Here is a 14,255-nt window from a genome sequence, read left to right as displayed (position 1 = left end):
GCACCACCCAACGCAGTAATCGGGTTTCGTAATAAATAAATAGAGGTGCCCTTCAGCATCCAGAGTTCAAAATCTCGCTGTTCAAGCCTCCCTGGAGGCGAAATATTGGTGGCAAATACAGTAAATCATGAACGTCCCCTCGGGCTCCGTTTTCCCATCAAGTTGATAACGTATAATGCTGCGCCACTATGGAAATATCTTTTCGATATCTTCTTGCGGGGTTTTCAGTGTAAGCAAGGATTTTACCAGTAAATCAAGGGATACTCCAGGATCTCCAGCTTCCATTTTCGCTACCCGCGACTGACTTGAATGAATCATGCCGGCAAACTCCTTCTGAGTAAGCCGAAGCAACTGACGGCGTGCTTTCAGATGCTGGCTCAGGGCAATTTTCACAGCGATGAAACTCGACTCAACCTGATTAAGTTCGAGAAAATCTTCAGCATTGCCGATTTTCCAGCCTGCTTCTTCAAGTTTCTTCTGTTTCTGTATATCCATCATAGTTCTCTAAAACATTTAAAGGGCATCATAAGCGCGAATGCGGCGTTTACAGGTATCAATCACACTTTTAGGAGTTTGTTGCGTTTTTTTGCTGAAAACCTCAAGAATGGGAATTGCATCATCATCTATCCTGTAAATAATGCGCCAAGTAACATTTTCATCAGGAATTCTCAACTCATGGCATCGAGCACCTATCGACGGCATTGGTCGTGACCAGGGCAAAAACAGCAACTCGCCTGACTGCAAGCGCCTCAAGAGATACCCTGCCACAATTCTGGTATTTGAAGACATGGGAGGTGTTTTAATCTCACCATGCAACCACACCAACGGTTTATCCGTTACTCGCACCATTGCTCAATATATATCAAATCCGACATATCCAACAACAAAAAGCAACCCGTCCCTCCTGTAATTCGCTGTCTGAAAAAACTTTTTCAGGTGATAGTTTATGGTATGAGTCGCCACGTCATAGAGAACCCCCATCATCTTCCGGGTAAGCCAGATATTTTCATCGGCATAAACCGCATCGACGCCCCCTGTGCCGCTGGCAGCGATAAAGGTCAGATATTTACCCTCCTGTCTATCAAATGGCAAGCCATCAGTTCGGCCTTGAACGCCTGCTGCATCCCATCGACAGGGAAGCGTATTTTATCGATTCGAAAGATGTAATGGTTATGGGAGACTTTGGATAGAATAACTTGTCTTGCAAAAAAATATACGATTACCGACAAAGCACGGCTAAACAATGAATTTCTGTGATTCCATTGCACCACATCACCTGTTTCCAGCAATAATATACCTTGTCTGGCGAATCGAGACTGGCTCAAATCGGAATGTATGTACTGGTTGGTTAGTATCGTAGAAGGATAATTCTTGATTGTGGTCATTGCAAGTTCATGATTTCAGGATTGTCCCCGAGATCTCCCACAGTTTTTATTCGCTTTTCATCAGACATTTTCTTCATAGTAATATGAGTAGTCAATCCCCTTCATAAACATTTCGCGGTCGTTTATTTTGGTGGTAAGCGCCTTTTCCAAAAGTGTTTTTAGAACACTATTTTTAGTTGGACTTAACATCATTGCGTTCATGTAATCTCGTTTGCTTATTTTACTCCAATCGACGCATTTTTTTATGCGTTTTTTTAGTATCAAATCCAACCATATTCTGGTGCTTCTTCCGTTACCTTCCATAAAAGGATGTGCAATGTTCATTTCAATATATTTGTTTACGATTTCGTCAAATGTATTTTCAGGCATTGCATCTATTTCCTTTAAAGTTCTGCATAAAAAGCGTGATATAGCAAATTGAAACCCTCCTTTTGAAATATTCTTTTGTCTGATTTGTCCTGCAAAATCATACAGTCCTCCAAACAAATAAGCATGAATTTGTTGCAAGCCTTTGGCTGTCCCAACTTCAATACTTTCAATAAACGAACTCTCAAATAAGGCATATGCTTTTGTTTTACTTTTTCCGTCTATACTCTCATCACTGTATGTAAACCATTCAATAAATCGGTTTGCTTTTTTTCCAGGGAACTCTTTACCTAATGCAATTATGCCGCTGTAATCCAACATATCAGCAAAACGTCTTTTTCCGTCTGGAGCAAGAAACTTCAACTGGGTAGTAGCACTAACCACTTGGCTATTTTGCTTCTTTAACTTTGCTTTAAGGTATTTCCAATAGTTGCGAGTTTTAGTGTAGTCATTCTGGTCGGTAAGCAAAGCTACAATATCCAAAACACTAAACCACCACTTGGCATTTTGCTCGTCCCAAACAGCCCGCACTTCGCGGTCGTCAAAAAAACGTATAGATATTTTTATATTACTCATTATTAGAATGTCGGCTATACTTTCATTTCGAATTTATCTGTCCAAAGGTATGATATTGTAGTTACTGTCTGCTGTGTAGCGTTACAATGACCGCTAACGGTTTGGCGGTATGTTTTTGTTGCCGATTTCGAAGCACTGTCCTGTCAAGTTACACGAAAGTTTATTAGATGCAGAAACGCTGAAACACGCACTTTCCCGGCAATAAAATATACCGCCTGTTATGCACTGGCGGTTCTTGTCTGTCCGTGGGTTTGAGTCAAATTGCACTTTCATATTAAACTTGTCAATCGTTTCATTTTTCTTTTCTGTCTGTGTCGCCTGTGTGGTGGCGTGTTTTAATTTTTTTTTAAAGCGTGGGAGAAAAATTTTGAAATTCATCTCGTGGGCTGGTTTTGCAAGCTCTTTTAAAAACTTTGGTTTTAGCGTGGGCTGGTGCGGTTTTTAAATGTGCTTGCAATAGCGTTGGCTACTCCAATTTTATGGCTTCATATTCATTTTTTGGTAAACTAAATTCTGGGTCTATTAATTTTACTTCGTCATAAGTGAGTTCGTAAAGTTTGTAAAATATGTTGTTTAAATCTTGTTCCAATGAAAGTGTGTCATGTTCCTTATCACTTTCTTTAATAATCTTTTTAACTGAAATAATAATTAATTGCATAGTTATTTTACCAATGAAAGGGACTGGTAAGTTGTTTAGCATGTCAGGATTGAAATTGATACCTTGATTATAACTTGAACCCCGATATTTTTCTTTGATATAAAACAACGATATTTTGCTATTGATGAGGGCTAAGGGAAACAACAATTCATTCTCCTTACCTTTTGGTTTTGTAATAACTAAAGTAGATTTACCGGGTATAACTATTCCTTCTGTATCAATGCAACCATCAAGTAAAGTCAAACCTTTAATAATAAGTTTTGGCAATATTGATTTTGCACCATAAGAATTTGAGAAGTCTTTTTGAAACTTCTTTTTATTAACTACTGGTTCGAGATATTTATCCTTTAGATAAGTCATTTCTCTTTTACCCCACTTCGATACGTAACGACCAATAGTACCAGTGTTAATTATTTTAAGATGTTTGTCAGAATCAAAAGAATTGTCCAACAAATAATCTTTTATTTTGTATGCGTCAGATGTGGCACAAGCATTCTCACAAACTGCATAGTCCGACAATTTATTGGGGAATTTATCAATCTGATTTATTTTACTTACAAAGTCCGAGAACAACCAATCGAATGCATAGGGCTCGACCAATGAAGCTTTATCTACTGACGAGAAATTAATTGCTTCACCATTCACAAACTTGTCTATCCTAATGTGTGATTTGGGAGTTTTGGCAATGAACGTAATTATTGAATCAACCTTAGCATTTTCGAAAACTTTTCTACCTGCTTCTGCGATTGAAATAAAATTGTCTTTGAGCCCTTTTCTTATTTCGTCACCAAACGGCTTTGAGATCCATTTGTCTGGAGTAATAAATACAAGATTCCCAGTATTATTAAGCAAGCTATAACTAAAATCAAAAAAGGCAATATAAATATCCCAATTACCCTTGCAGAATGAAAGTTTGTTAGATAAGAAAATTCTCAAATCTTCATTACCTGTATTTACCATTGTTTCCGAGTCAATATAGGGAGGATTTGCAATTACAATATCGAAACCTAATTTTTCAGATACTTGTTCATTTACAATTTCAGGGAAGTCCAACTTCCAATCAAAAAATTGAAGTGGTAATTCTGTTTTCGTTTTAAGTTTTTGAAGGTCTTTAATGGTGTTTTTCCAGCCAAGGGTTTGCAAATACAGCACAGTTTTCTCTCCTAATTTTTTACCTGTTCCGTTGGGTTTGGTTTCAATGCCTTTTGTGGTTACCATCAATTGCAACTGATTAATCAGTAAGTCAATTTTAAGGTTTCGAATATCGGCTGCTAATTTTTTCTTATCGCTATCGGGGCTAAAAAACTCTTTTTGCTCGGTGCTTATTTTTTTTAGCAATTCGCCTTTTTGCCTTACTAATTCGGCACCAAACAAACCGTGAGAAGTTTCATTAAGCGTCCAATCAATATCAATAAAATCATCACCCAATTTGCTTACCAAACTGTTTCCTACCACAATTTTATAATCGAGATTGGGCAATGCTTTGGGTTCGGGTTCGTCTACAATCAAACTTAGCCAAAAACGTAAACGAGCAATGTCCACCGCACCTTTTTCAATATCCACACCGTAAATGCTGTTCTGTATAATATTAAGTTTTACAGCCGAAGCATTAAAGTTTGTAGTGTTTCCGTATTCAAAAGTGTGCAAGGTTTGTTTTGCTGTATATATTTCGAGCAACAAACCCATAGGAAAGGCACCAGAACCAATGGCTGGGTCACAAATTTTTACGATGTCTAATGCCTTGTTTATGTTCTTTATTTCGGGTTTTAATATTGCATCAATTTCTTTCTTTTTCAGAAAATTGTTAATCGCTTCTTTTTCTTTGGCTTCGTCTTCAATTTGAAGCGAGGTACACAAATATTCAATCAAACTTTCCTGACACATATAATGCACAATTTCTTTAGGCGTATAATACGCACCTTTATCTTTGTTGTCTTCCAGTAAGTTTTCAAAGATATGACCGAGCATTTCAGGGTCAACGGCTACGGTGTGGTCGTTGGGGTCGTCTTCGTAAATAGTAAAATTGTATTGATTGAAAAAGTCGAATAAATTTTTAAATAATTGCGCATTAAAAATCAGGTTACGATGCTTCTTGTCATCTTCTTCAAACAAACCACCATTAAGGAAAGGAATACGGCAAGGTTGCCCTTTTACTAATTCAATAAGGTCGTCTTTGCGTTTGCTGTTCAGTGTGTCGAAAAAAAGTTTTGAAAGCAATTCTGAATAAAACAGGTCAGGGTTTTTGCAGTTAACAAATAGGTCGGTAATAAAATTGAAATTTCCTTCGCCCCATTTACTTGCCACAGGAACACCGAGCCACCCTTTTTTCTGTATAAAATAAAGGAAAACGATACGTCCTAACAATTTTTTATTAAAGTCACGAATTCCTTTTTCGTCTCCGTTAAATATAGTTTGGCGAATGTTTGGCTTTGAAACCATGAAGTCGCAGAAAATATCGTAGTGTTTTTTATATTCGTCAAAAAATGCTTTCGAAAGTTTTTCAACCGAGAATGCTTCTTTTACATCGTCTAATGTGGCTTGGTTTGCTTTTTTGGCTATCAATGCAAATCGTTCTGCTGCTGTTCTGGTACTTTCGCCTTCTCCCAAAACATAGGTGTATCTTTTGGGTTCTGTTTTAATCTTTACAAATTCACCTTCTGAATCGTAACCAGTTAATTCGGAAACATAGGTAAAACGCCATTTTTTACTATCGGTATTTTGATACACTATAAAAGCGGCATCAATATCTTTCCAGTATTTACGTAGTAAATTTCTAAGACCAACCCTATTGCGTTCTAAAATAATACCCTTTGCCAGTGTAACTTCATAAACGGCAATTTGTCGTTCAATACCGTTTTCGTCTAATAAAATATGACCTAATTTCAATGCTTGCTTTGCCACATTATTGTCAATTCCAATAAGCGTTTCGGGGCTTGCTAATAAACGAGCTTTGACGAATGTTTCGCCTAAAAATTGTTTCCAGTTTACTTGGTTATAGCCTTGCTTAAACAGGTTGTGAATTTGTTCTTGTGTCATAATTATTCAAATGATTCGGAAATGATTAAGATAGGTTTTTCCACTTTGCTTTTTTTACCTTTATGTGCATCAGATAAATCAACATTGTACTGTGCTGCAATTTTATCAATTTCAGCTAAGGCTAAAATCAAATTCAATTTTCGCTTTTGAATTTTATCAATGTCTGATGGTAGATTGGTGTACTTTCCAATATCAATTAATACAATAATTTTCTGAATGTTTTCCTTTTGTTTATCCGTTACTGTTGGGTACTTTACTAATTCAGAAAGGAATTTTTTTGCAGTCTGTGCAGTTTTGCCCAATGCTTCGGGGTCGGTTTGAGATTGAACAATTTTATGTTCCAGCGTTTCAAAATGTTCCATTGCATTTAATACGTGTTCGTGATGTGTTTCAATTAAAGGAACATTTTTTTCTTTTTGGTCGGCTTCAAAAATCTTGAATGCTTCAATAGGAGTTATTTCACTTGGTTTGCTATTGCTGTCAACCCAATAAAATTCAATTTTTTTTTCGGTTTTTAAAAATGCTGCTGTACCATTTTGTAAATCGGTTCTATTTACTGCTGTTGAATTTCTTCCAGTCCTTGACTTCAAGGGAAGTTTTTTGATTTTATCAAACCACGCTTTGTTTTCTTTTCTGAAATTGCGCAGGAAATAAAGAAATTTCAAACGTTCATCTTCTTCTTCCTTATAAGTTCCGCTAAAGAGTTTTACTTCATCTAATATTTCATCGGTTGAAAATACCTGATTGTCTTCGCCAAAAGCAGTATGAAAAGCCTGAATTTTCATAAAGGCTGTTTTATTCAAGTGTATTTGCGAATCGCCCTGTGCCGATGGATAAAAAACATAGTTGTAAATGGCATTTGCTTTTGTTCCGATACGATTTACACGACCTATCCGCTGCATCAGTTTTGTAGAATTCCAAGGTGTATCGTAGTGAATAACTACATTTGAACGGTGCAAGTTAACGCCTTCAGCCAGTACTTCGGTAGTGATAATAATATTGTAATCACTAACTTGTTTATCTTCTTCCTGATTTGCATCAAAGTTAGTTATAATGGTGTCATACATTTGTTTTCTGTTTGAAGCCGAAATTACCAATACATCTTTTCTTCCTGCATCGGTTAATGCTTTTGCAACATAATCAACGGAGTCTTTCGATTCGGAGAATATGACCAGTTTTCCTTCCACATTGGTTTTTTTATTCAAGAATTGCTTTGTGAGTTCTTTAATAAACACATCTAATTTTGGGTCATTAGTTATTGCATTCCATTCTTTTACCAGTTCTTTCAATAATCTTGAATCCTTCTTCAAATTCTCAATAAAATCGGGTTTAAAGTCAGATTTTTTAAATGTTTGGTTCTTCGGGTTTTCTTCGCTTAATCGTTCAATTTCTTTTTCAATATCTTCTTCGCTCCATCCTTTGTCAAGTAGTTTGTTAACATTGGTGTCTGGTGCAATGAAAATTTTATCATTTTCAAACATCGTAATCATTCTATCGGTTGCCTGCTGAAAGTTACCTAATGATTTTTTAAAAGCATAAAAACTACTTTCTAATCGCTTAACCAATTGGGTTTTCATAATAAATGCCAACGATTTAGAAACCGTTTCTGCATTTTCATAATACTTATTTTGGATTTCTAAATTCAGACCAGCTATTGCTTGATATCTTGCGTAAGTTAAATAAATAGGGATATTGTTTTCATCAACCTTGGTAAGATATTCAACTGTTTTGAAAAATAATGTATTGAGTTTTTCATCCATTATATATTCCACCTTTTTGGGTGGTTCTACTTTCGGAAACTGGATGCCTTGCTCGGCTAAATCTGCTTTGTACTCTGATATGTTTTCCAAATCGGTTCGGGTTCTTCGAATTGTAATTGGTTCAATTACATTTTTGCGAATTTTCCCGTAAATAGTTCTTAGCTTGTTTACATCTAATTCGTCAAAACGCTTTAGCGTTTTGTATTGCTCCATCAGTGGAGCAAAGAATGATGTCAGATTTGTTATTGGAAGCGTTGACTGCCTTGCATCCTGAAACATTTGAATTTGATAAAAAATATCGTCTGGTCTGTTGTTCAAAGGAGTTGCCGAAACTAAAATTACTTTTTTCTGCAATCCTTCGATTAATCCTTTGTTTGCTCTTGGACTTTTACAAATTAATTGTAAGTTTTGAAAAGCACCAGTTAAGTAATTACGAAACTTATGTGCTTCGTCCACAATTATTAAATCATATTCTTCTTTTGTCCAATAGTCTTGGTGTCCTTCCAATATTTTTTCAAGACTACCGTTAGTAATGAACTTGGTGTATTTGTCGATTTTAAAATCCTTAAAAGTATTTTTCCAGTTCTTCTCAATTGCAGGCGGATAAACAACTAATATTTTTGTATTTTCTCTTCCGTTTTGCATTAAAAACTTTTTCGCAACCATCGCAGCAATTACAGTTTTACCCAAACCTACAACGTCTGCCAACATAAAACCATTATGTTTTAAAAGCATATTGAAACCTTCGTTTACGGCATCAACCTGATACGATAGTTTTTTGAAATTATGAGGCAAATCGCCCATTGAGTCAGGGTCGTAATCAATATTTTTTCCGAAATATTCGGTTAATAGTTTGATGTAAAGTTCAAAGGGCGTTATTTCTTCATTCAGATAAGTTTCTTTTTTGATATTCTGAATATCTACTGGCAAAATGTCCACCGATTCAGACCACAATTTTTCAAATTCTTCTGTCGCAAACTGTACTTCTTCGTAATCATTCAACTGTACGTTAAATTCATAATTGTAAAAATCACCACCACCAAGACCAGCATCAGTAAGATTAGAAGAACCAGTTATTGTTGTTGCGGGTGTGTGTTGGTTGAATGGTTCAGGTCTAAGAATGTAAACTTTAGCGTGTATCTTTTTGTCGGGGTGTGCTTTTACTTGAATTTTCTTTTCAACAAGGTCTTCAATGAATTGTAAAATACCTTTTTCGGTTTCTTTATCGTAATTAGCCTTTTCAATGTCTTCCTGTATTTTCTGTATAAATTCTTCCTTGGTCTTTTCGTGATTTTTAAAAAATTCAAGTCCTTCTTTCTGAGCATCAGCAAGCATTCTGTCGATGTTGATACCAACTAGAATTCTAATATTCGGAACTTTTCCCAAAAAAGGTCTAATTCTAAAGTAACCCGAAGCCCTGAAATAACCAACTAAAGCGTCAAAATACTGTATGTTGGGATTATATGTGAATACTCCTTCAAACTTTTTGATTAAAGTATTTTCTTCGCTATTAGTAAAAAACTTTGTTGACATATATTTTCTTAAAATTTAAGTGCAAAATACGAATTTATTTCGGGTGCGTTGGCTAAAAAATGGCTCTTTTGATTTTGCCGAAGGGTTGGCTTCGTGTGTCGGGGCAAAAGCAAATGTGCCATTTGTGGGCTGGCAGTTGAATTTCAAAATTTTTGTGCGGAGGGTCAAAAAATTAAAACACATTTGGGTCGGCAATGAGTGTCGGGTTATTTGTCTGTCAGTTTCGTTTTTCATTTCAAGTTTAATATTCCATTTTCATTGTCAATTTGCTGTGTCGTTGTCTTTTTTCCGCTTGTGCATAACGGTTTGCGTGTAGGCGATGTTGCCTTGTGTTGCGCCTGCGGCAAGGCAATATTGCTTACACGCTGTTAGCGGTATGTTGTTTTATTCTATCAGCCATTTGAACCATATTTTTTGGTCAATTATAGGAATGTTATTTTGTTCGCATACATTCATTGTGTGTCCCGTTCCACCTGACATTGGATTAGTTAGATCGTCATAGAAAATACCAAAAGTGGCTGGTTTAATTTCGTCAGTCCCAATTGCTTTTATAGTGTCTCGGATAATATAAGCTGCTTTTACTGTGTAACGATTTTTATCACCTGAGACAAATTTGTCAATGAGTTTTTCAGTTTTCTTATTGCTTTTAGACTGATGCACTACTTCGGGTTCAGCAGCAATGTTTATGTTGTCCAATGAAATAGTTTCGTATGCTTGATTGGTTTTTTCTCTATGGCCAGAATATGGTGTAATAACTTGTAATCTTTTATTATCAACTTCGACAACACCATCCGAAAAAAGTTGGTCAGAACCCTCTGCATTTCCGCTTCTGAATGTCATTCTTTTTGTCTTAGAGGCTAACAATTTTCCGAGAGCTGTTAACTTCTCTTTGTCGGTATCCAAAACATTTCTTTTGCCTTCAAGAAGAATAATAGAATTTGGTTTGTCAAAATGTTTTATAAATTCTTTTAATGTCATTGTCGTGTCGTTTACAATTACCGCTAACTCCTTTATATATGCACCATACCCCACCCAAAGGTGCATAAAGCCAGCTATTCTGGCATGCTTTATACACCTTTGAGGTGTACAATATTTTTACAAACTGTCGAAGGGGCTGGAGATTTTTAGTAAACTCTGTTCGCAAACGCGGGTATAGATTTCTGTCGTCTTACTGCTCTTATGCCCTAAGAGCTCTTGTATGTATCAAAGATCAGTTCCCGCTTCCAGTAAGTGTGTCGCATAAGAGTCCCGCAACCAATGAAGCGTTACCGGTTTTTTGATTTTGGCACGATCGAGTGCATGTTTTAACATTTTTTGCAAGCTGGTGCCAACTGATTAAACTTTAAAATACAGATATATTTCAAAATAGTTATCTCAATCTCCTGCTTACAACTTCAGGGACGTTGTGTAGTAACGATAATACCTCTTCACCCCTCTACCTGTTTATGACCAGCTAACTCCAATTCTTTCAATCCGATAAACGCTTTTTGATCAGTTGGGAATGGGCGTGTTAACACTGGCGGAATTTACCACTCAGGCTGAGCTGGAATAACATACTCACGTTCACAACTGCGTAAACAAGAATGTCTCAGACAACATAAGGAGTAAAAAGGGATGTGTCGGGGGAGCTTGATTGGGAAGATGTTGAATTCTGGATTCCGGGTGCTGAGCTGAAGAGATGCGGGATTAAAATAAAAAGAGAAGATTCGGTGTCGGCATTTACAGGATCTCTGCCATGATGGTAGTCAGAACACCCTTAGTGCATCATGACTGTAATGATTTCAGCGCCACATCCGGAGCTGCCGATACGATTTTGAGCAATGCTGCTGCCGGGCCAGTTGGATTTTGACGATGCCGTTCCCAGTTTTGAAGCGTCCTGATACTGACGCGCATCATCAGGGCAAAATCACGTTGTGACAAGCCGGTTTTCTCCCGGACAGATTTTACATCCGGTGAGGTTATGGTAAACTGCCGCGAAGCCTTGGCCTTGCCGTCAGAAATAGCTATGGCCTCCTGCAAACTTTGCACCAGATCATCAAATAAACTCTTTTCCATATATCTACAGCTCCTTCACAAATTCTCTCAAAATCCCGATTTCCCTCTCTGACAAATTGTCTTTTTTTGGACTTCGGATAAACCACAAGCAGGTAAATCAGGTCACGCTCTTTCTTCCAATAGTAAATAACCCGAACTCCACCACTCTTACCCCGACCCTGTAAAGCAAAACGAAGTTTGCGGATACCGCCGCCTCCCTTTATGAGATCACCGTGCTCCGGATATTCAAGCAGATCATTTTGCAACAAACGATACTCATCATCCGATAGCAACCCTTTAACCATGCGGGTGAAAGTTGGTGTCTCAATAAACTCCATAGCTATTATTGATGTATGCAAAGATCATATCAAGCATCGCACCAAAACAACAGACTTTAATCTTTACAAGTTTACGTTATTGCCTGCGATTTAGCAAAATCCGAAAAACAGACCTGTCAGAGGCAAGCCTGAGTATAGATGCCTCCTTTCAGTTCGCCATGACACCTTAAGGAGATTTTGAATTCTGGATTCTGGATTCCGGATTGAAAAGAAATATTAACCACGAAAAAGACAAAATGACACAAAAAAAGAACGTGATGAGTTGAAAAGAAGAGGGGCAACTTCCGGGACGTTGTGTAGTAACGATAATAACTATTCACCCCTCAACTTGTCCCTGTCCAGCTTATTCCAATTCTTTCAATCCGATAAACGCTTTTTGATCAGTTGGGAATGGGCGTGATAACACTGGCGGAATTTACCGTTCAGGCTGAGCTGTACGGAGAGAAACGAATTCGGGATGTTTATCAAGCATTTTGGTGACATTCCCTTTTTTTATGGTGTAGGACTGAATTTCAAATAATGGCCAGTAATATCGATTAACTGTCCATTATTTGCTCTTTGTCCTGCCACCACACTGCTCCGGTATGTTTGAGCATTTGTTTTTTGTGACTGCGTTTTTTTTATGCAGTCGAAACTGTTCAACGGTTCGGCTCATCAGTATTTTTTGTTCTGCTTGCAGGGCTCTTTTTCAATATTCACACCGTGCTTGCCCTTACCTGCATCCTGCAAGTGTTCAGTATATAATGCTCAGGCATGCACGCTCGTGCGTGGGATAATGCATAACCAACCTGTTCAGTCAGTGGAAAATGGTAGGGGGTGGCGTTATTTTGTAATAGTGTAAGGGTGGAGTATATTTATTCAGAAGACGGGATCATGTTTGCCTAAGGAGTAGCGATTTATGACAACAGCAGAAAAACTTTATAAAACAGCGAAAGAGTTGCCTGAACCTTTGGTTGCCGAAATCCTTGATTTTGCCGAGTTTTTGCGGAAGAAATGGGTTGTGGGTGCTGTGGCTGACAGAAAAGAGATGCTTATTGATCTCGCTGGTGGTTTAGAGAGGTCAAAAACATTTTCAGGCGATCTTGTAGAAATTCAGCAACGGATGCGGGATGAGTGGGAATAACTATTTGCTTGATACAAATTTTATTCTGGGGATCCTTCGGGCAGATTTAGCAGTCCTGGGGCTGATATCCTCTCGGCAGATTCAAGCAAATCAATGTTTTTATAGTGCAATAACCCGCATGGAATTATTGGGATATCAGGGTATAACTGTTGATGAAGAGAGATTGATCAGGGAGAAACTTGATCATATTACTTACCTGCCTTTGACAAAAGAGATAGAAGATGCGGTCATTGAGTTGCGTCGGTTGTGTAAAATCAAATTGCCAGATGCGATTATTGCCGCAACCACACGTTGTTTTGGTCTGGAGCTACTGACTCGGGACCAGCATCTGTTATCGGTTTTAGGTAAGCTCTCTGCCCCTCAGACGCGCAATAAATAGTGTGCCATCCCTCCCAACGTTTTACACTTCTGCCACCACGGTATGTCCCGGTTTTTGTTTTTTGTGACCGAGTTTCTTTCGGAGGTGGCAGGAACCGTTGGCTGGTTATAGGGGCTCCCCGTCTTTTAACCAGTCATCAGGATTTTTTCCAGAGCATTGAGCTGAGTCTTGTGTTTCTCTGGAATGTGTGTTTTAAGCTTTATGATATTGGCAAATTTCCATTGTACCGTTGGCATATAGCGCAGATTTTGAGGTCATGAAGGCAAAATTTGCATGGGCACGTGCTGTAATGGCCGTAACCGCCAGTTCGATTGAACAGACGTTGTAGGCGCGATACTATTCTCCCGACGCAGACGGGACTGCGTCAGTATTGCTTCCTGACGGCATTTTCCGGTATCAATGGTCTGAGATAAGGGTCGCTTATGCGAATCCAAGCCAGACGGCAAGCGCCCGGTTAATGGCAAGCATCGAGGTATCATCAAGTCTTCCGAAAGTGGGTCCTATCTTTTCACGCGCGACGGTCTGGACCTTGTCAACCATGACCTGTGATCTTTTTTTCAGATTGTTTCCCTCTGTCGGTTCAACCATAATCCTGAATAACGGGGCTGTCAGCAATTCACTCGTTACCGGCAGTATGGTCAGCGAAGGATGTTCAGAAAAAAAATCCGCCTGAACGACAACTGCAGGGCGAGGCTTTCCGTAATCACCCTGTAGTGCAATGGTAACCAGATCACCTCTCTTCATGCTTCCCAACCCTCGCGGTCTGCGGCTTCATCAAGAAACGTAAGTATTTCTTTTTCATGCGGATCATGTTTGACCAGCAGAGACTGCCGTCGGCACTCTTCGGAAAAACCGGAGCGACGTGTATCGGGAACCCATATCTGTATCGGTCGCATTCCCTCCCTGCGTAACTTCTCCCTGTACTTATGTACTCTTTCAAGAACTCCGCTCATCTGTCCCCTTGCTTATTTGTGAGTTTCCTTGTTACATGTAACATACATGGTAAAAGCGTTACGTGCAACAATATTTTATCCTGAGCAGGTTAACACGCGCCGGGCAATGGATTT

The 14,255-nt window shown here is 38.3% G+C and carries 13 protein-coding genes and 2 pseudogenes; 2 read left to right on the top strand and 13 right to left on the bottom strand.

Translation table 11 applies throughout. From position 1 onward, the window contains the following. Nucleotides 1–186 precede the first annotated feature (186 nt). The 11 genes and pseudogenes from BOO20_RS10890 to BOO20_RS10835 all read right to left on the bottom strand — a co-directional run bounded on the left by BOO20_RS10890 (nucleotide 187) and on the right by BOO20_RS10835 (nucleotide 11,686). Nucleotides 187–498, bottom strand: a complete 312-nt coding sequence (locus BOO20_RS10890; RefSeq protein ID WP_233120969.1) for a helix-turn-helix domain-containing protein — start codon at nucleotides 496–498, stop codon at nucleotides 187–189. Nucleotides 499–513: 15 nt separating this feature from the next. Then, the gene (locus BOO20_RS10885; RefSeq protein ID WP_076792671.1) at nucleotides 514–849 is read right to left on the bottom strand and encodes a type II toxin-antitoxin system RelE/ParE family toxin; all 336 of its coding nucleotides are present in this window, start codon (nucleotides 847–849) and stop codon (nucleotides 514–516) included. 3 nt (nucleotides 850–852) lie between these two features. Further along, on the bottom strand, nucleotides 853–1,092 hold the full coding sequence (locus BOO20_RS10880) for a hypothetical protein (protein ID WP_076792670.1): 240 nt from the start codon (nucleotides 1,090–1,092) through the stop codon (nucleotides 853–855). A 353-nt stretch (nucleotides 1,093–1,445) separates the two neighbouring features. Continuing rightward, nucleotides 1,446–2,327 (bottom strand): protein adenylyltransferase Fic, encoded by an 882-nt coding sequence (gene fic, locus BOO20_RS10870; RefSeq protein WP_076792667.1) that lies wholly within the window; start codon nucleotides 2,325–2,327, stop codon nucleotides 1,446–1,448. Between the two features lie 93 nt (nucleotides 2,328–2,420). Next, complete coding sequence (locus BOO20_RS10865) at nucleotides 2,421–2,705, bottom strand: hypothetical protein (RefSeq protein WP_076792665.1); 285 nt, start codon at nucleotides 2,703–2,705, stop codon at nucleotides 2,421–2,423. 88 nt (nucleotides 2,706–2,793) lie between these two features. Next, nucleotides 2,794–6,021, bottom strand: coding sequence for an Eco57I restriction-modification methylase domain-containing protein (locus tag BOO20_RS10860; RefSeq protein ID WP_076792664.1), 3,228 nt, complete (start codon nucleotides 6,019–6,021; stop codon nucleotides 2,794–2,796). Nucleotides 6,022–6,023: 2 nt separating this feature from the next. Further along, nucleotides 6,024–9,314 (bottom strand): helicase-related protein, encoded by a 3,291-nt coding sequence (locus tag BOO20_RS10855; RefSeq protein WP_076792662.1) that lies wholly within the window; start codon nucleotides 9,312–9,314, stop codon nucleotides 6,024–6,026. Between the two features lie 384 nt (nucleotides 9,315–9,698). Continuing rightward, nucleotides 9,699–10,292, bottom strand: a complete 594-nt coding sequence (locus BOO20_RS10850) for a hypothetical protein (RefSeq protein WP_144277166.1) — start codon at nucleotides 10,290–10,292, stop codon at nucleotides 9,699–9,701. A 117-nt stretch (nucleotides 10,293–10,409) separates the two neighbouring features. Beyond that, nucleotides 10,410–10,637 (bottom strand): annotated as a pseudogene (locus BOO20_RS13410) (tyrosine-type recombinase/integrase); the annotation flags it as partial. A 441-nt stretch (nucleotides 10,638–11,078) separates the two neighbouring features. Next, entirely contained in the window at nucleotides 11,079–11,369 is a 291-nt protein-coding gene (gene nadS / locus BOO20_RS10840) for a NadS family protein (protein ID WP_076792659.1), read from the bottom strand. Between the two features lie 4 nt (nucleotides 11,370–11,373). Beyond that, nucleotides 11,374–11,686, bottom strand: a pseudogene (locus BOO20_RS10835) (type II toxin-antitoxin system RelE/ParE family toxin). Nucleotides 11,687–12,584: 898 nt separating this feature from the next. Between BOO20_RS10835 and BOO20_RS10830 the strand changes: the two are divergent. Further along, on the top strand, nucleotides 12,585–12,809 hold the full coding sequence (locus BOO20_RS10830) for a DUF2281 domain-containing protein (protein WP_076792658.1): 225 nt from the start codon (nucleotides 12,585–12,587) through the stop codon (nucleotides 12,807–12,809). Beyond that, entirely contained in the window at nucleotides 12,796–13,188 is a 393-nt protein-coding gene (locus BOO20_RS10825) for a type II toxin-antitoxin system VapC family toxin (RefSeq protein ID WP_076792656.1), read from the top strand. The genes BOO20_RS10830 and BOO20_RS10825 overlap by 14 nt, the downstream gene beginning before the upstream one ends. A gap of 420 nt (nucleotides 13,189–13,608) precedes the next feature. On the opposite strand, the gene BOO20_RS10820 is transcribed toward BOO20_RS10825, so the two are convergent. Together BOO20_RS10820 and BOO20_RS10815 are read right to left on the bottom strand one after the other, a co-directional pair. After that, a complete protein-coding gene (locus tag BOO20_RS10820; protein ID WP_076792654.1) occupies nucleotides 13,609–13,932 on the bottom strand; it encodes a type II toxin-antitoxin system PemK/MazF family toxin in 324 nt (107 codons plus the stop codon). Continuing rightward, nucleotides 13,929–14,141 (bottom strand): antitoxin MazE family protein, encoded by a 213-nt coding sequence (locus tag BOO20_RS10815; protein ID WP_006365793.1) that lies wholly within the window; start codon nucleotides 14,139–14,141, stop codon nucleotides 13,929–13,931. Before BOO20_RS10815 ends, BOO20_RS10820 begins: the two co-directional genes overlap by 4 nt. Nucleotides 14,142–14,255: the final 114 nt, after the last annotated feature.

The sequence above is a fragment of the Chlorobium sp. KB01 genome, assembly GCF_001975465.1.
In the GTDB taxonomy this organism is placed as follows: domain Bacteria; phylum Bacteroidota; class Chlorobiia; order Chlorobiales; family Chlorobiaceae; genus Chlorobium.
This window is presented reverse-complemented; position numbering and strand designations above follow the sequence as displayed.

Coding starts and splice junctions, on each gene's coding strand:
- BOO20_RS10890 (WP_233120969.1), bottom strand. CDS start 498: ATGATGGATATACAGAAACAGAAGAAACTTGAAGAAGCAGGCTGGAAA.
- BOO20_RS10885 (WP_076792671.1), bottom strand. CDS start 849: ATGGTGCGAGTAACGGATAAACCGTTGGTGTGGTTGCATGGTGAGATT.
- fic (WP_076792667.1), bottom strand. CDS start 2,327: ATGAGTAATATAAAAATATCTATACGTTTTTTTGACGACCGCGAAGTG.
- BOO20_RS10865 (WP_076792665.1), bottom strand. CDS start 2,705: ATGAATTTCAAAATTTTTCTCCCACGCTTTAAAAAAAAATTAAAACAC.
- BOO20_RS10860 (WP_076792664.1), bottom strand. CDS start 6,021: ATGACACAAGAACAAATTCACAACCTGTTTAAGCAAGGCTATAACCAA.
- BOO20_RS10855 (WP_076792662.1), bottom strand. CDS start 9,314: ATGTCAACAAAGTTTTTTACTAATAGCGAAGAAAATACTTTAATCAAA.
- BOO20_RS10850 (WP_144277166.1), bottom strand. CDS start 10,292: ATGACATTAAAAGAATTTATAAAACATTTTGACAAACCAAATTCTATT.
- nadS (WP_076792659.1), bottom strand. CDS start 11,369: ATGGAAAAGAGTTTATTTGATGATCTGGTGCAAAGTTTGCAGGAGGCC.
- BOO20_RS10830 (WP_076792658.1), top strand. CDS start 12,585: ATGACAACAGCAGAAAAACTTTATAAAACAGCGAAAGAGTTGCCTGAA.
- BOO20_RS10825 (WP_076792656.1), top strand. CDS start 12,796: ATGAGTGGGAATAACTATTTGCTTGATACAAATTTTATTCTGGGGATC.
- BOO20_RS10820 (WP_076792654.1), bottom strand. CDS start 13,932: ATGAAGAGAGGTGATCTGGTTACCATTGCACTACAGGGTGATTACGGA.
- BOO20_RS10815 (WP_006365793.1), bottom strand. CDS start 14,141: ATGAGCGGAGTTCTTGAAAGAGTACATAAGTACAGGGAGAAGTTACGC.